Genomic DNA, 17,724 nt, shown 5'->3' with positions numbered 1-17,724 from the left:
GAGGTGCTGGTACCGATTTATCAGCAGCAATAGAAAAGAATAATAGAGAGTATCTTGCTATGAGTGAGAAGAAGTTAGCAGTAAACGAATATTTAAAGACCGACAGTGACTATCTACGTGGCACCATTCAAGAAGGTTTAGACACTGCGGTAACGGGTGCGTTTAGCGAAGGTGACCAACAGTTAATTAAGTTTCATGGGTTCTATCAACAAGATGATCGTGATCTGCGTAATGAACGTAAAGAGCAAAAGCTAGAGCCATTATATAGCTTTATGTTACGAGCACGCGTTGCTGGTGGCGTGTGTTCGCCGCAGCAATGGTTAGCGGTTGATGATATTGCTTCAAACTTAACAAGCTCAAACAGCATTCGATTAACGACGCGTCAGACATTTCAATATCATGGTATCCCAAAGCGTAACTTGAAGACGATTATTCAAGATCTTGACCGTGAAGCATTGGATTCGATCGCAGCTTGTGGTGACGTAAACCGTAACGTGATGTGCAACCCAAATCCGGTTGAGTCTAAGTTACATCAACAAGCTTATGCTTATGCGAAGCAATTGTCTGACAACATGTTGCCGCACACAAAAGCTTACGCTGAGATCTGGTTAGACGATGAGAAGTTAGTCACCACAGAAGGTGAAGAGGTTGAGCCTGTTTATGGTAAGACTTACCTGCCTCGAAAATTTAAGATGGCTGTCGCAGTGCCGCCAGATAACGATGTTGATGTTTACACCAATGATTTAGGCTTTGTGGCTGTTGCCGAAGAGGGTGAGTTAGTTGGTTTTAATATGGTTGCCGGTGGTGGTATGGGCTCGACTCATGGTGAAGTTGCCACTTTCCCACGTTTAGCTGACGACTTTGGTTACATCAAAGCGGAAGATACACTTAAGTTTGCCGAAGCTGTGATGACGGTACAACGCGACTGGGGTAACCGAGAGAATCGTAAGCTGTCTCGTCTTAAGTACACGATTGTGAAGCATGGCTATGATGCCTTTAAAGCAGAAGTCGAAAAGCGCACTGGTATTAAATTTGAGCCAAAAAGAGATGTCGTTATCGGTGACCGTGGAGACCGTTATGGTTGGAAGCAAGGTGTTGATGACAACTGGCATTTAACCCTATTTATTGAAGGTGGTCGTGTTAAAGACTTGCCGGGGCAACCGCTACAAACAGGGCTAAGAGAGATTGCAAAAATTCACCAAGGTGATTTCCGCATGACCTCTAATCAGAATATTATCATTGCAGGCGTTCCCGCGGCTGATAAAGAGAAAATAGAAGCGCTAGCAAGGCAACACGGGTTAATGGGTAAGCTCATTACCGAAACTCGTGGTCACTCCATTGCCTGTGTGGCACTGCCAACCTGTGCGCTAGCGATGGCTGAGGCCGAGCGCTATTTCCCTGACTTTTTAACGAAAGTGGAAGCGCTGCAAGAAAAGCATGGTTTCTTAGATCAAGGTATTGTGATCCGCATGACGGGTTGCCCTAACGGTTGTGCGCGTCCATTTGCTGCTGAAATAGGTTTAGTGGGTAAGGCGCCTGGTCGTTACAACCTTTATTTAGGAGCGAGTTTTGAAGGAACACGTCTAAATAAGCTGTACCGGGAGAATATTCAGGAAGCAGAAATTCTTGCTGAGTTAGATAGCCTGTTTGCGCGCTATGTTACAGAGCGAGAAGCGGGTGAGACATTTGGTAACTATACCGTTCGCAGCGGTGTTGTGACCGCAGTAATAGATGCTGCTAAGGATTTTCATGGCTGATCTGCCGATAGATTCTGTTATCTCTAAAGAGGCGTTGGCAGCTTTGCTTTCAGCGCCAGAAATAGAGCAGCGTGCGGAACTGGAAAGGGTCAATGCTTTTCTTGGTGAATTGACCCCACAGCAGAGAGTTCGTTGGGCGCTTGAGTACTTACCCGGTAAGGCTGCGTTGTCATCGAGCTTTGGCATTCAAGCCGCGGTTATGCTGCACATGATAAGCACGGAAAAGCCGGATATCCCTGTTATTCTCACCGATACGGGGTATCTGTTTAGCCAGACTTATAAGTTTATTGATGAACTGACTGAACGGTTAACGCTTAATCTTAAAGTTTATGCATCACCGTTGAGTGCCGCCTGGCAAGAAGCTAAATTCGGTTTCTTGTGGTTGCAGGGTATAGATGGACTGGATCGCTATAACCAGATCAACAAAGTTGAACCTATGCAGCGTGCGCTTAAAGAGTTGGAGGTGGGTACTTGGTTTGCAGGGCTTAGACGTTCGCAGTCGAGCACTCGCGAAGCGCTACAAGTACTCGCTATTCACGGTAAGCGATATAAGGTGCTACCGATTATTGACTGGGGCAACAAGCAGGTGCATGAATACCTTACCGAGTTTGATCTTCCGTACCATCCGCTATGGGATCAGGGTTATGTCTCTGTCGGTGATACTCACTCAAGTAAGCCACTTGAACTGGGGATGACTGAAGAGGAAACGAGATTCAATGGAATGAAACGTGAGTGTGGGCTGCACTACGATATTTAGTCGTCTAGTTTTGGGGGCATTTTAAGGTCGACTTAAGTGGTACATTGGTACAGCTTAGCGTCTTTACCCTGTGTGAGTTTGATATTGGTTAATACTTTAACACTATAAAATAAAAGGACTTTAGTCAGTTTGTGCTCTTTTGTTTAATTATTTGTACATTTTTACTCACAAGGTTATGCACAGCTGTTTTTTTTAGGCTATAGTTCATCGTTCCCGTAGATGGTTTTAGGGGCTGTTCCGTATCAAACCTAATTAGGTTTAGTGGCATTTAGTCTTCCACTGGATGATTTTTATAGTTGAGATAAATGTATATTCTCCTATTTTAACATTCATCTAAATGTCGCAGACGGAGCCGTCAGTAACCCAACAAACCAAGCTCAGTTAGCGCAAAGTCAGCGCTTTAATTGAGTGCTTAGATTGGCTTGCTAGCGCCTGCTTATCCAAAGCGAGTTATCCCCCAGATAGTCCGATGTGGCTATCTGGGGCTTATCCTTTCCCTAATCACCTTGTTCAATAAATCCTTTAGTCAATGACTCTCGTCGAAATCATAGCGTGCAGCGATAACACGACTTTATTCAGCTAACGATTAATAAACGAGAAGTAAACTTGGTCGCAGCCAGCTGTAAATTAGTGTTGAATCAAATGGCTAGTTGATAGAATTTGCCGCGTAATGCTGTACTATGAACCAAGAATTTTATTAGACTGTCGTTGCTTGGTGATTCTTGCGTGATGGTGACAAGATAGAACAATCGCATTGCTGGTGAGATTGATGGAATTATTAAATGGAGTTTTTAAATGAATAAGATGTTAGTTGCTGCGTTAGTAGCTGTGGGTGCGGGTGGATATTGGTACAGTCAACAAGCTGCTGATGTCTCTGCGAGTGATAACGCGGTTATGGCATATATTCCCGCTGATACGCCAATATTTTCGGCGCAGTTACAGCCTTTCCCGATTAAGTCTTATATCAACTCCTTATCTGATGCTTATAAGCAGTCAGGTGCTAACTCCTTAGGCGAGTGGGAAGCTGAAGAAGACCCAAGAGCGAAGTTTTTTCTTAGCTTAACTAAGTCCTATTTAGCTGCAATGCAAGATGGCGAAACGTTTATTAATACTTTTGGCCTTGCTGAAAATATTCGTAGTTACTTTTACACATTAGGTGCATTACCGGTACTTAAAATAGAGGTGGCCAATGCTGATGCTATATGGGCGCTGCTGGATAAAGCAGAAGCCGAAAGCGGTTTAGCTCATGTAGCGGGTCAATTGAAAGGGGCTAACTATCGCAGTTATCCGCTGACAGAAGCGACAGATGAGGAACAGATAAACTTGGTAGTTGCAGTTAACAACTCTATGTTAACCATGACCATAGATACCTCGTTTAGTGAAGCGGCTCTGCTTGAAACGGCACTTGGAGTCACGCCTGTTGAGCGCTCTGTTGTCGATGCTAAGATTATTGAAGATATCATAGCAAAGCATGGTTTTACTGATGAGGGTATAAGCTATATCAATCATCAAGAAATTATCACAGCGCTCACCAGTACCGATGGTAATCAACTGGCTCGCCAACTGACAAAGCTATTTGCGATGGCGGATGAAGATCCGTTTGCAGAGCTTCGCTCTGCAACCTGTAGCCAAGAGTTATCATCCATTGCTACTAATTGGCCTCGCACTGTAGCGGGTTATGATGAACTGGCAATCTCAGATAGCGAAAGCTCGCTAAGCTACAGAGTGGTTTTCGAAAGTAACAACCAAGTTATGCTTGATGCCTATCAAAAGATGCGCGGTTATATTCCTGCCTATGTGCAAGATATCAATAACAGTGTATTTAGCTTTGGATTGGGGATCGACGTTAACCAAATGGTGCCTTCATTACAGGCTATTTGGGATGAGATGCTAACCCCACAATACCAATGTGCGCCGCTGCAAGAGATGCAAGCACAGATGAGTCAACAAAGTCCGGCAATGCTTGGCATGATGACGGGGATGGCGAATGGCGTTAAAGGCGTTGGTCTGTCGGTTATTGATTATAAAATCAGTGAAGATGTTGATGCTCCAGAGATTGAAAGCTTAGATGCGGTTGTGACACTGTCGGCTGATAATCCAGCGATGCTATTTAATATGGTTAAACCATTCGCTCCTGAATTGGCTGATATTCAATTGCCGACAGACGGCAGTGCTGTGGTATTAAACGATGTGTTACCTATGCCGCCAGAGATGAATATTACCGCTAAAATGGCCGTTAAAGGCAACCATTTGGTGTTGTACTTTGGTGATAAAGGCGAAGCAGTTGCCGATAAACTGACGACAGAAGCCTTAGCAAATAATGGCTTGCTGGCAATGTCTGTGGATTATATGAAGATGTTTGCGCCATTGTTGACTTTTATTGAGCTAACTGGCGAGCCTGTTCCTGAAGAGTTTAAGTCGATGAAAGATTACGATATGCGCGTCAAAGTTGCGCTTGATGTTGATGACAAAGGCATTATTATCGATTCATCGGTGAACTCAAGAGCAACTAAGTAAAATGTAGTATCCCGAGAAGTTATTCCGATAAACGCCAGTTCTTGATAGCTGGCGTTTTTATTTTTAGCGCGAGCTTAGGAGAGAAAAAGTGATTATTGCAGGGCTTTTCTTAAAAGCGAATGAAGTTAGAATTGTGACCCTAACAGGGGAGCGCGCGAGTCATAGCTTAGTCGCTCCTAAAGTAACAAAATTCAGTTTACTTAAAAACCCAACCCAAGCTGATGTCGCAGCCTTTATTGAACAAGTAAATACACATATCAGCAGCAATGGCATTGATAAAGTTGTACTGAACCGACGCGCCACGACTGGGCAGGGGGCTGGTGGTGCAGGGACCTTTTTAATGGAAGGTGCGATGCTTGCAAATTGTAATGCTGAAATAGATTTTATTCACCCTGCAACATTACGCGCGTCCGACAAGAAGCACGCTGAATTGAAGTCCTGCAGACCAAAGACTGTAGATTTAGGCAAGGCTTACGATTTAGCATTTGAGTGCTTATCTTAAACGAGCGCTCGACTGTAGTTGATCTTTTTAGTTTGTAATGCGTATCTTTATGGGTATAAGTGCTATAACAATGAAAGGCGACACAGGGAATATTAGGTGAAAACTATGATCAAACAATTATCAAAGATACTTTTAGCCGCAGCGTTAGTACTGCCGCTTGCAGCTACAGCAACCGATTTAAAGGTTGGTGATACCGCGCCAAATTTCAAGTTACAAGCAACTGACGGGCACTTTTATCAGCTAAGCGATTACAAAGGCAAGCAAACTTTGGTACTGGCTTGGTACCCAATGGCTAACACCCATGGCTGTACGCTTGAATGTAAATCTCTGGTTCAAAAAGGGCATCTTATTCGCGAGTACAATGCGGTCTATATGATGGCAAGTGTTGACGAGCTAGAAGATAACCAAGCATTTGCTAAAGAACAAAAAGCTGACTTTCCCATGTTAAGCGATCCAACTAAAGAAACAGCCAAAGCTTATGATGTGCTTAATTTTGTCCGCGTCGCGAGTCGGGTTACTTTTTACATTGGCGAAGATGGAAAAATCTTAAAGATTGATGAAGATATCAATGCTGAAACCGCTGCTGAAGACATCGCTGCGAACTTAGCGGCGTTGAATATCGATAAAGCTGAAGCTGAACTTGAAAACAATGGCGAGACAGCCCAAGTCGAATAATCTTTAGCTTGGTTAGAGACAAAAAAGCCACAGACTGAAAAGTCCGTGGCTTTTTTACGTTAGCTGATAATGAGCTAGCGATAAATTACTTAACTGTCTTAACACCTTCTGGCGTACCCACTAGCAACACATCAGCGCCGCGCATGGCAAATAGGCCATTGGTGACCACACCAACAATAGCGTTGATCTGCTCTTCAAGTTCTTTTGGGTTCATGATTTTCATGTTGTAGACATCTAAAATAATATTACCGTTATCAGTCACAACGCCTTCACGGTATACAGGATCGCCGCCAAGTTTAACTAGCTGACGTGCCACGTATGAACGAGCCATTGGAATAACTTCAACAGGCAGTGGGAACTCACCTAAAATGTCGACCTGTTTAGTGTTATCAACGATACAGATAAACTTATCAGCCACTGCAGCAACGATCTTTTCACGAGTCAGCGCAGCACCGCCGCCTTTAATCATATCCATGTGGCCATTAATTTCGTCAGCGCCATCAACATAAACTGACAGGTCATCAACACTGTTAAGATCATATACTGGAATACCAAGCGCTTTCATTTTCTCGGTAGAAGCTTCAGAGCTTGATACGGCGCCGTCAATGTCTGCTTTGATGGTCGCAAGAGCATCAATAAAGTGATTAACGGTTGAGCCGGTACCCACACCAACAATGCTATCTTTTTCAACATATTGCAGTGCAGCCCATCCTGCGGCTTTTTTCATTTCATCTTGAGTCATAACGAAATCCTTTTTAAAGGCAAAAATTAAAAATATGGCGTTAGTATACGCGTTAAACAGCTAAAGCGTGCCTGAAATTTGTGTTTAAAGTGACAAGCTTGGCATATCATGATTAGCTTGGCTTAAAGCGATAGCGTGGGTTGATGACTTTAGATAAGTGTTAGCGAGCTCAAGTCATTTTTTAGATGGAATTTTTTGTACTGTTTCAGCTTTTTGAAAGATGCTGGCAGTGCTAGTGAATTAAAGGAGTCACTATGGCAGGGGCAAGCCTATTAACCTTGTTAGATGATATCGCCACCATTTTGGATGATGTGGCGGCGATGAGTAAAATTGCTGCGCGTAAAACCGCCGGTGTGTTAGGGGATGATTTAGCACTAAATGCTCAGCAAGTTACTGGCGTTTCAGCAGATAGAGAGCTGCCCGTTGTTTGGGCTGTGGCGGTGGGGTCATTTAAAAACAAGTGCATATTAGTCCCGGCAGCTATGTTGATTAGCGCATTTATTCCTTGGGCTGTTACGCCCTTGTTGATGTTTGGCGGCTTATTCCTTTGCTATGAAGGCTTCGAGAAAATTTACCATAGTTACCAAGTAAAGCAGCAAGGCCAAGCAGCCGCAAAGGCCTTACCCGAAGAGGTGATTGGCGATCTTAAAGAGTATGAGCAGAGAAAAGTAAAAGGTGCCATTAGAACAGACTTTGTACTCTCTGCTGAGATCATAGCCATCACGCTCGGTATTGTGGCTGATAAGAGCTTAACCACCCAGTTCTTCACTCTCAGTGTGATTGCTATCGTCATGACTATTGGTGTATATGGTTTGGTGGCGGGGATTGTGAAAATTGACGATGCAGGCTTGTATTTAAGTCAGCGTCAGGGCAAAAGTTTCACTGCCCGTTTTAAGCGTCGATTTGGCTTCATGTTACTCAACTCCGCGCCCTATTTAATGAAAACCTTATCTGTAGTCGGCACCATCGCTATGTTTATGGTTGGCGGTGGGATCTTAACTCATGGGCTGCACTGGGTTAGCGAGCGCATAAGCCAAGCTGCTGTTTATATTGAAAGCGTATCCGTTGTTGGTCCTGTATTATCATTTGTTACCCCGAGTATTTTAAACTCTATTTTTGGCGTTATTGCTGGGGCATTGGCAGTGATAATGATGCAACTATTTCTCAAGCTAAAAGGTGATAAACCTGCTAGCCACTAAACCCTGCCAGGGAGCGTTCGTTGGACAATAATGCACAGCAAAATGAAACAACAACTTTTCAAGTTAAAGTGGCGAGTTTCAACTTATTCAATTATATCGAACCACCGCTTGCCTACTATGATTTTGAGAATATCTATAGTGATGAACAGTGGGCTAAGAAACAGCTTTGGTTAGCCAACTTCCTTGCTGAAAACCAGCCTGATATTATTGGCTTTCAAGAAGTTTTCTCTGCTGAGGCTTTAGCGACTCAAGCTCGCGAAGCCGGGCTTGAGCATTTTGCAGTCGTTGATGAACCGAGTATTGTTGATGATTTTATTTGCCGGGACCCTGTGGTTGCTATCGCTTCGAAATTTGCCTTTGAAGATGTACAGGCAATTGACGTTGATAGCGAATATGCCAAAGCTCTGAGGTTAGAAGAGTCGTTTAAATACAGCCGTAAACCTCTTAGGGTCACCGTTGTATTGCCTGACATTGGCCACTGCGATATCTATGTCGTACACCTAAAGTCCAAAAGAGCATCATTAGATGAATTGCCGCCAGCGCAAAGCATGACTGTAAACAATAGCGGAAAAGCTAACTTTGGTGAGTTACTAGGGCGTAATGTGCTTGGCCAATGGGCATCAGGTATTCAAAGGGGCAGTGAAGCAGCGTTGTTATTTCATACTATGATGCAGCGGCGAATGGAAACCCAGAATGCGATGATATTATTAGGGGACTTTAATGACTCTTTGAGTCATCAACCGCTGTCTTTGTTATTGGCTCAAGAGTTGCGCTTCGAAAGAGAGGGAAGTGGGGAATTAGCAAGCTATCCTCTATCTGATGCTTATCAGCTGTATTGTCAGCGAGAGGCCGAAGTCAATGTTGAAAATATTTCAGATGAGAACTCGATACCTTCTCAAAGGCAAGCTACCCATTATTACGGCGCTCAAGGAAACGTACTCGACTATATTTTACTGTCTCAAGATTTTAACCCCCATTTTCATACCAGCACCGCAGAAGTTACCGACTACCATACTGCAGATCGCCATCTGATTAACCCTCAGTATGAACGGGACAGTCATAGTACCGATCATGCTCCTGTATTGTGTACAATCCATTCGCGGCGATAATCTTATAATGCTATCCGCTTCAATACGGGATCCCTTTTCTCAATTATTCTATTGATTGCTCTAATTCCTTTTAACGGAATCACAAGAAATACTGCACTGGTTTGTATGGTGTTTCTGTACTCTATAAAATTTATTTTTCTTAGGGATATTTGCTAGTCTAAAAATCATTGTATTAAGTTAAACACTCCTCCCTCATCTCTTGTTAACAAATGCTTTACCTAATTGTCACGAATGTGTAATAGTTGCTAATTACCATCCAGACTCATTAGACCTCGTACCACTAAAACAAAATGAAATTAAGGGAATAATAATAATGAAACGACCTTTCTCACGAAGAGATTTTCTTGCTATGTCTGCCAAAGGCGTAGGCGCAGCAGTAGTATCATACGGCCTGATGGGCTGCAGCAGCGATGATGATGACGAAAACGTTATAGCAGCAGAATTTTTACACGGTGTAGCCAGTGGCGACCCGAGCCATGATGCGATTATTTTGTGGAGTCGTGTCTCGCCTATGTCCGCTGGTGATATTAAAGTATCTTGGGAAGTCGCCACCGATAGTACTTTTAGTCAGGTAGTGACTAATGGTGAGATGGTCACTAATAGCGACCGAGATTACACGGTTAAAATTGATGCAACTGGGCTTGAGGCTGGCACTCAGTATTTCTACCGTTTTAAGGCTGGTAGCAATATGTCTCCTCCTGGTATGGCTAAAACATTACCTCAAGGTGCACTCGCGCAAGCAAAATTTGCCGTTTTGTCATGTGCTAATTTCCCTGCTGGCTACTTTAATGTCTATGAGATGGCATCGAGAATGGATGATTTAGATGCGGTTATCCATTTAGGCGACTATATCTACGAATATGCTCGTGGAGAATATGCCAGTGAGCGAGCCGCAGAGCTTGGACGTGAAGTATTACCTGAAGGCGAACTATTTAGCCTAGCTGATTACCGTACTCGTTATGGGCAATACCGCAGTGATTTGAGTTTACAGAAATTGCATGCCAAAACCGCCTTTATTACGGTTTGGGATGATCACGAAGTGGCTAATGATAGCTGGCGTGAAGGGGCTGAGAATCACAATGACAATGAAGGTGATTTTGATGCGCGTAAAGAGGGAGCGTTACAGGCTTATTTTGAGTGGTTACCGATCCGTCCATGGAGAGAAGGGAATCACGAAGAGATCTATCGCAGCTTTCAGTTTGGTGATCTTGTCGACCTGCACATGTTAGATACAAGACTGCTAGGTCGAGATAAACCGCTTGAATACCCAGACTATATGGATCCTGCTACGGGTGGGCTAGATAGCGCACGCTTTATGGCAGATATTACCGACACCAATAGAACCATGCTTGGGCAAGAACAGCAAACGTGGTTACAGTCGACGTTATTGACCTCAACCGCTAAGTGGCAAGTGCTCGGGCAACAAGTGCTTATGGGACAGATGATGCTTCCTGCAGCGATAGCAACGCAGCAATTGTCTATTCCTGAGTTTGGTCAATTAGCAGCGCTGGCAGGTTTTGCAGCAAGAGCGCAAGCGGGTGATCCGACATTGACCGCTGATGAGCTTAAATATCTGCAGTTTTATGGCGATAAGCTAACCCCTGAAGCGATGGCTTTGTTGCAGCTGCCTTCTATTCCTTACAACTTAGATGCTTGGGATGGATATGCCTATGAGCGTGAAGTTATTTTGGCAACCGCAAAGTCATTGGCTAAAAACCTTGTCGTGATAGCGGGTGATACTCATAACGCTTGGGCCAATGAGCTCAAAGATGCTGCTGGCGATGTGGTTGGGGTTGAGTTTGCAACTAGTTCAGTCTCATCACCAGGGCTTGAGTATTACTTAGGAATAGATGCTAAGGATATACCCGCGACAGAAGAGGCTATTCTAGGGCTTGTTGATAGCCTTAAATACGCTAACTTAATGAATCGCGGTATGTTGACGTTAACTTTCACACACGATGAAGTTCGCAGTGATTGGCGTTATGTTGATACCATTATGACTCGCGGATTTGTGGAAGATATAGCGCGTAATCATTCACTGGTCACTAAAGCGGGCACACCTAGCTTAGAAGAGTTGAGTTAGGTAAAAGTGTCTTAAAAAAGAGTATCGATATTTAGTAAACGGCTGCCATCAGGTGGCCGTTTTTTTGTTAATGTTCACGGTAACTGCTCTAGCGTAAAGGGTGAAGTGACTTCGTTATACTGTAATGAACCCCATCAGCAGAAGAGTATATTGCTCACCGCTATCACTAATATAGATCTATTTAATGGTGACAATCTTTAGAGTACTTATTCAATTTGATTGGCATAAGCCACAACTTTGCGCCATTTTTGCAGCATTCGTGCGGTTTTTAGTATAAAATTCGCCTCCAAAATCGGGTGGGTGCCTACACTTTAAACAGTTGCGCTAGGACTACGCTAGCGAGAGCCTATTTCAGAGTTTGGAATAGTGGCTAACAACTGCATTTTTGAGACCCAAAATAAGATAACTATACCAAGATGGGGACGGTCAGATGTCAGATAAACGCTTTATAACGGCGCAAGAATTACTAGAGGATTCTTTCCGCTTAGCAGCACAGGTTTATGAAAGTGGATTTCGTCCACAATTTATTGTGGGTATATGGCGTGGTGGCGCGCCGATTGGGATCGCTGTGCAAGAGTTTTTTGACTTTAAAAAAGTAGAAACTGACCACATTGCCGTTCGTACTTCTTCTTACTATGGTATTAACCAGCAGAGCAAGCAGATTAAAGTACATGGCTTACACTATATCGTTGAGAATGCTAACGCAGACGATGGCTTATTGATTGTTGATGACGTGTTTGATTCAGGTCGCAGTGTTCACGCACTGAAAGATAAGTTAAGTGACTTGATGCGTTTGAACATGCCAAAAGATGTACGTATTGCTTGCCCATACTACAAGCCTAAAAACACGTCAGTACCACTAACACCAGATTACTTTATTCACGAGTCTGAAGAGTGGTTGGTGTTCCCCCATGAAGTGGCGGGACTTTCAGCAGAAGAACTTGCTGAAGGGAAAGGCGATTTGAAAAATATTAAAGACTTATTCGTTTAATTGATAAACTGAATAAGAAAGCCACCGTTAAGGTGGCTTTTTGTTATCTAGAGATACTTTATAGCGAGGCTATAGCTTATCAATGACTCATCTTTGATTTTATCAGTAAGCACTTTTGTTCCTGTCCAATAGCCTCTTTTAGTGCTCTATCTGTTCCATCAGAGAGCTGACTGTTGCGTTGCAGATTTTGCAATGCACTCTCATTAGCGTAACTACAGTTTGTTGGGATAAGGTATTTGGCATAACTACGCATAAATACTGGCCCTTTCTCACTGTCTAGCTTAGCGAGTGTTGCTAGGCGTTGCTCTGTTGTAACCGCGCTCAGTGCTTTTTGTTCACTAGGGTAAAGGTTTTCAATGATGCTGCGCTGCTTGGAAAAAGGCAGGTTGGTTTGTTGTTGGATGCGAGTTAGCCACTGACGCTTTTTTAGCGCATCAGGGCGAGACACTTCGGCAGCAAGCGCTGATTTTTGCCCTGCATCACTGTTGTCGACATCGCGCTCTTTTCGCAACCAGTACATAGCCGTTGGATGATCGTAGCGATTTAAATGAGCGATCATCAACCAGCGAAGATCTTGATCTAGCACTAACCCCTTGATACTGGCTTTATCGCTGAGTAGGGCATCGATATGATTGAGTGCATCTTTACTGCGAGCAAAACTGACATAGTTTTCAAACCAGCGACGCTGAAAGTCTCTGCTATCACTTTTTATCATCACTTTTCTAAGGCTCATCTGTTCAATGGCTCTAATGGCTTGCTTGGCAAAACGTTGATTGCTTGGATCCATCTTGTCGAGGTAAACCCGAGTTTTAGATAAACTCTTTAGCACTTGCCCTACGATGGTTTGGTCTGTTTCTCCCGGTAAATTGACCAGCACAGCACCGATATAATCGTTCAGAGATAGTTTGCCGTCTTCAACACTATCCCACAAGCTTTGCCAGAGCATGGAACGTAGCAATGGATCTTTTACAAGGCGCAAATTTTGTTTTGCGGTCTTGAAAGATACAGGATCAAGATTAACCTTTACGAAACCCCAATCTTGGTAGTTAGGGTAGACAAGGTCAGGGCAGTGTAAGCCAATTAAACGAGTGACCGTAGTCGTGGCACCTTTATAGGTCACTGGCATACTAATATTATGATGTAGACGACTACGCCCTTGAGTAAACAAGCCTATTTGAACTCGTTGTTCACGCAATGTCGATAGGGCACTACTAGGGGCTGACTGCGTCAGGTTAAACTGTGTAATGCGGCCATTTTCACAACTGAAATCGGCTTTAATGCTATTCACCCCAGCTTCATAAAGCCATTGCTGACTCCAAGTGGTGAGATTTTTATTGGCTGCATTGCCTAGACTTTTAATAAAATCATTGAGCTGGGCATTTTGGTAGCTGTATTGCAGCAGGTAATCTTGTACACCTTTCTGAAAAGCTTTCTCGCCTAACAAATGGTTTAGTTGATTTAGTGCTGAGGCACCTTTTGAGTAGGTGATAGCATCTATATTATCAAAGGCATTTTGGCTGCTCGCAACGGGAACCTCGATAGGATGAGTGCTCGCTTGGCTATCTAAGTGGTAAGCACTTTGCTTGTTATTGGCATAAAAGGTACGCCATGCATGGCTAAACTCAGTGGCTTCTGCGGTGGCTAAGGTACCCATAAAAGAGGCAAAGCTTTCATTTAACCAAAGGCCGTTCCACCACTTCATCGTGACCAAGTTGCCAAACCATTGGTGAGCCATTTCATGCATGATTACACTGGCTAAGCGCTGTTTCTGCGCGGCAGTCATCTCGCTATTGAACAGAAAACGACTTTCGCTAAAGGTAATTGCTGCAGCATTTTCCATGGCACCATAAAGGAAGTCTGGTACTAATACTTGGTCGTATTTTTTAAACGGGTAAGGGATGCCGAAATAGCCGTCGAAAAACTCAAGCCCTTGTTGAGTATACGTAAACCAGTCATTGGGGGTGACTTGCTCTGCGACAGATTGACGCGCAAATAAGCGTAGCGGATAGGGGCCACTATTATCGGTCCACTGGTGGTAAGGGCCTGCATGCATTGAGAAGTTATAAGGACTCAGCTTAGGAGACTGCGGGAATTGCCATTGGCGAGTATCACCAAGCTCTGTAATTGAAGACTCACGCATGGCACTAATGACAGTCCACGCCTTGGGCGCTGTGACAGAGAGCGTAAAGTTTGCTTTTAGATCCGGTTGGTCAAACACCGCAAACATCTGCTGCGCTGCAGCAGGTTCAAAATGAGAATATAGATAAACCTTGCCATCGACTGGATCGACAAAGCGATGTAACCCTTCGCCGTTAGTGCTGTGTTCGCGGCTAAACTGCACTTCAACAGTGTTATTACCTGTACTCAATAAGCCAGGGTTTAAAGTGATATAACTGCCGTTGTAGTTTGGGTAAACCTTTTTACCATTAATACTAAAATGGCTAATGTTGGCTTGGTTTAGATCGAGTGTGAGTGCTTTGCTGGTGTCGCTTAGGTTGAAGTTAACAATCGTGGTTGCTGAAAATCGATTTTCGCCAGTTAAGCTAAAGGCCAAATCATATTTTACATCCGAGATTCTAGCAGAGCGCTGCATGGCAGACTGTTGGCTAATGTATGGTGTACCGTCTCGCGCAGATATAGGCTCTCGTGGAGTCGAGTTGCATGCACTTAGCACGATAGAGAGTAAAGCAACCAGTACAGTATAAAACAGCTTCAAAACAGCATCCTTCTAATAGACGAATTGGATAAGCTGCATACGGTACCTTATTTCTTTGATGTGCAGAAGTTTAAATAAAAAAGCCAGCGAGATGCTGGCTTTAATTACTTAGTTAGCGAGTGCTGACTTAAATTACATTCCTAAGAACGATTTAGACTTAACTTTACGGATCTCTTTTTCATCAGACCATTCAATCAAGCCTGTTTCTAGATCCATCAAACGCATAGTCATCTTGTAGTAAACATCTTTAGTGCTGCCATCTTGCTTCACAATGCTAGATAGGTTGCCGTATAGCATGTACTGTGCACCGATCTGACGACCAAAGCTTATTGCCGTTGATGGGTCAACCATACCTGAATTGTTCTGGTAATCTAGCTGCTTACGTACAGAGTCAACTTTGGTCATGTCAATAAAGCGGAATTTACCAGAGCGAAGCAGCTTATTGCTGATTGAGTCTGTAACTGATTCTGTATCGATATGCTCAGAGGTTTTGTTCTTAATTTTATCAACAAAGATGATTGGACGGTCATTAGCGGTAATCGCTACAACAGGCGGGAAGGTCAACATGCTATCAACCATTTTAGCTGAAATAGCTTGCAAATCTGTTGAGCCGAAGTTCTCATTGACGGTTTCCACTTCAGTGGCATCACCGTACTCAACTTTTGACTGACACGCAGACAAGCCAATAACTGCCGCGAGAATAAAAATAACTTTTAAATGTTTCATAGTAAGTTCCATACAAGTGATTGCTAAATGATTATTGAATAAAAACGGGTGTAATTGCCAGTATCAATGGCCCAAATAAGTGTGGTGCGGCCAGTTTCAACTTTAATCGTATTTGCTGCAGCATTGTCGAGCTTAACCGAATAGCTGCCAGCTTTTACATAACTTCGGGCTATTTGTGCTTGTTCAGGCAAGGTCAGCCAACTGCGCCTATCGGCTTGCTCTGATATAACGTTAAAGATCTGCATAGCAATTGAGGCATAATCAGTTTGATTATTACGACGTTTGCTATCACTTTCAACACTGCGTGCCATTTCAGACTTGGCATATACTCGGGCTGCTTGTCTGACTAATGCAGCTGGGAGATCCTCTTTGAGCGCGGTAATGGCCAATGAATCTATATTGGCAATAGACGCTGCAACAAGCACAGTCCCAAGTCCTTGTATGCGACCGGGCTTGACCGATTGCTTGGTTGGGAAGTATGTCGCTAAGGACGCCGTTTGCCAATTACCATGAATGGTAAAAGGCACTGTGAGGCTTTGTTTCTCTGGTACAAATCCCCGCTCGAGCATGATGATAACCTGTCCTTCATCTTTGTTCGGAAGTACGGCGTCACCCCAACGTTTTTTAAATTCGTCATACTGTGGCATTGAAAGTTGCTTAGCTAATCTGACTAAGTCTCTTTGTAAGTATGGATTATTCGGTGAAATCTGTGCAGCTTTACGGTAATCAATATAGGCGTCATTAGGTTCACCTAAGATCTCGTGCAGCATGCCAGTAGTGTAATAACTATAGGCATTTAAAAATGAACTGGTGGTACTGCCAGCGGCCTTGCCAAGTTTATTGACTTCAGCATCGATGGTGCCATTTGCCATTGCTTGCACAGATTTGTTGGATTTTTGATAACGAGCCTGTTCAGAGCTTTGTAGTTCGTTACTGCGACGCACCTCGACTAATGCACCTTCTGCATCACCACTGAAGAGATAATTAAGTGCTTGGTATTGATGCAGCATTACCCTCTCATAACCTGGGCCACGGTAGGGGATCACATTATCATTGATGAATATACTGGTAGCCGTGGCTCCAGCATCACTTAGGCTGAGCTTTGCTTTATCATCAAAAACTCGATAAGCATTCGCTGCATCTTGGTAAAAGTTTTTACTGGCTTCAAAATCGCCTGCTATCTGAGCCGAGCGTCCAGCCTCTTGCGCATATAACAGCCCATCTGCGCTGGTGACTTCAGACTCAACAATTTTTGCAGCTTGTTGCGGCGTTGCTGAATTAAGCTGCGCTTTAACCGGTGCAATTTGGGACGGGTAGTTGATGAATACGCTGTTAAATGCACACCCACTGAGGCTTAGCATCATAGTCGTTAGCAGCAAGATACTTTTCATGCTAACGCCTCGGTAATGTCTGCTACTAGCATTGGCTTCCTTGTTTGCTTGGGAAATAGATGTGAGCGCTAAAATGCATTATAAATGATAAAAGAATTTAGACATGCAAATTTATATAAACTTACAAATTTCATCTATATACAGCTATATATACCATATCGAAACTGAACCGAAGATGAATGCAAATAACCCCTTGTCACTTAAATATAGCAAGGGTTACTGCTTAACAGAAAACTTCGCTGATTAACTTAGTGTATTTAATAATGTGGCGGTGGCGTTTCGTCAGCTTGAGACGCCATATTACTAGGCTCGACAGACTGAAGTTTGTTCAATAACAAACGCAGCTGCTCTTGTTGCAGTGCGACAACATCGTTTAGTTTTATGACTTGCTGGTTGAGCTCTTCGATAGTGCCATCTTGGAATGCTAACTTCATCTCTAGCTCTTCAACTCGGTGTTCTATGTTATCCACGTTAACCTCTGATGGATTGGCAAGCACTCAGTGTACTTGCTTATGATGATCTTAATTAGCGCTGGAGTATACAACGCCTTGCAATGTTT

Annotated in this window: 14 protein-coding genes; 9 read left to right on the top strand and 5 right to left on the bottom strand. The window is 43.6% G+C overall.

Annotated elements, in window-relative coordinates:
• Nucleotides 1–59 precede the first annotated feature (59 nt).
• The 5 genes from cysI to L2730_RS04100 all read left to right on the top strand — a co-directional run bounded on the left by cysI (nucleotide 60) and on the right by L2730_RS04100 (nucleotide 6,208).
• Complete coding sequence (gene cysI / locus L2730_RS04120) at nucleotides 60–1,757, top strand: assimilatory sulfite reductase (NADPH) hemoprotein subunit (protein WP_248973430.1); 1,698 nt, start codon at nucleotides 60–62, stop codon at nucleotides 1,755–1,757.
• Nucleotides 1,750–2,514, top strand: coding sequence for a phosphoadenylyl-sulfate reductase (locus L2730_RS04115; protein ID WP_248973429.1), 765 nt, complete (start codon nucleotides 1,750–1,752; stop codon nucleotides 2,512–2,514). The genes cysI and L2730_RS04115 overlap by 8 nt, the downstream gene beginning before the upstream one ends.
• Nucleotides 2,515–3,309: 795 nt before the next feature.
• Nucleotides 3,310–5,031 (top strand): hypothetical protein, encoded by a 1,722-nt coding sequence (locus L2730_RS04110; RefSeq protein WP_248973428.1) that lies wholly within the window; start codon nucleotides 3,310–3,312, stop codon nucleotides 5,029–5,031.
• 88 nt (nucleotides 5,032–5,119) lie between these two features.
• The gene (locus L2730_RS04105; protein WP_248973427.1) at nucleotides 5,120–5,533 is read left to right on the top strand and encodes a DUF3010 family protein; all 414 of its coding nucleotides are present in this window, start codon (nucleotides 5,120–5,122) and stop codon (nucleotides 5,531–5,533) included.
• 105 nt (nucleotides 5,534–5,638) lie between these two features.
• On the top strand, nucleotides 5,639–6,208 hold the full coding sequence (locus tag L2730_RS04100; RefSeq protein ID WP_248973426.1) for a peroxiredoxin family protein: 570 nt from the start codon (nucleotides 5,639–5,641) through the stop codon (nucleotides 6,206–6,208).
• An 85-nt stretch (nucleotides 6,209–6,293) separates the two neighbouring features.
• Here L2730_RS04100 and rpiA read toward each other — a convergent pair whose 3' ends face one another.
• The gene (rpiA, locus tag L2730_RS04095; protein ID WP_248973425.1) at nucleotides 6,294–6,950 is read right to left on the bottom strand and encodes a ribose-5-phosphate isomerase RpiA; all 657 of its coding nucleotides are present in this window, start codon (nucleotides 6,948–6,950) and stop codon (nucleotides 6,294–6,296) included.
• A gap of 254 nt (nucleotides 6,951–7,204) precedes the next feature.
• On the opposite strand from rpiA, the gene L2730_RS04090 reads away from it, so the two are divergent.
• From L2730_RS04090 to L2730_RS04075, 4 genes are all read left to right on the top strand, one after another.
• Nucleotides 7,205–8,149 (top strand): DUF808 domain-containing protein, encoded by a 945-nt coding sequence (locus L2730_RS04090; protein ID WP_248973424.1) that lies wholly within the window; start codon nucleotides 7,205–7,207, stop codon nucleotides 8,147–8,149.
• A gap of 20 nt (nucleotides 8,150–8,169) precedes the next feature.
• Nucleotides 8,170–9,258: an endonuclease/exonuclease/phosphatase family protein gene (locus L2730_RS04085; protein ID WP_248973423.1), complete on the top strand. Its 1,089-nt coding sequence runs from the start codon at nucleotides 8,170–8,172 to the stop codon at nucleotides 9,256–9,258.
• A gap of 313 nt (nucleotides 9,259–9,571) precedes the next feature.
• Nucleotides 9,572–11,341 carry an alkaline phosphatase D family protein gene (locus L2730_RS04080; RefSeq protein ID WP_248973422.1) on the top strand — a complete coding sequence of 590 codons (1,770 nt, stop codon included), beginning with the start codon at nucleotides 9,572–9,574 and terminating at the stop codon, nucleotides 11,339–11,341.
• Nucleotides 11,342–11,771: 430 nt separating this feature from the next.
• Nucleotides 11,772–12,332, top strand: coding sequence for a phosphoribosyltransferase (locus L2730_RS04075; RefSeq protein WP_020911059.1), 561 nt, complete (start codon nucleotides 11,772–11,774; stop codon nucleotides 12,330–12,332).
• Nucleotides 12,333–12,411: 79 nt separating this feature from the next.
• On the opposite strand, the gene pepN is transcribed toward L2730_RS04075, so the two are convergent.
• From pepN to L2730_RS04055, 4 genes are all read right to left on the bottom strand, one after another.
• Nucleotides 12,412–15,048, bottom strand: a complete 2,637-nt coding sequence (gene pepN, locus L2730_RS04070; protein WP_283105641.1) for an aminopeptidase N — start codon at nucleotides 15,046–15,048, stop codon at nucleotides 12,412–12,414.
• A 132-nt stretch (nucleotides 15,049–15,180) separates the two neighbouring features.
• Entirely contained in the window at nucleotides 15,181–15,774 is a 594-nt protein-coding gene (gene lpoB / locus L2730_RS04065; protein ID WP_020911061.1) for a penicillin-binding protein activator LpoB, read from the bottom strand.
• A gap of 23 nt (nucleotides 15,775–15,797) precedes the next feature.
• Nucleotides 15,798–17,165 (bottom strand): COG3014 family protein, encoded by a 1,368-nt coding sequence (locus L2730_RS04060; protein WP_248973421.1) that lies wholly within the window; start codon nucleotides 17,163–17,165, stop codon nucleotides 15,798–15,800.
• Nucleotides 17,166–17,422: 257 nt separating this feature from the next.
• On the bottom strand, nucleotides 17,423–17,635 hold the full coding sequence (locus tag L2730_RS04055; RefSeq protein ID WP_020911063.1) for a SlyX family protein: 213 nt from the start codon (nucleotides 17,633–17,635) through the stop codon (nucleotides 17,423–17,425).
• Nucleotides 17,636–17,724: the final 89 nt, after the last annotated feature.

It is taken from the genome of Shewanella kaireitica (assembly GCF_023284045.1).
Classification (GTDB): Bacteria; Pseudomonadota; Gammaproteobacteria; order Enterobacterales; family Shewanellaceae; genus Shewanella; species Shewanella kaireitica.
The sequence above is the reverse complement of the archived record's forward strand: the minus strand, read 5'-3'. Positions and strand labels throughout refer to the sequence as shown.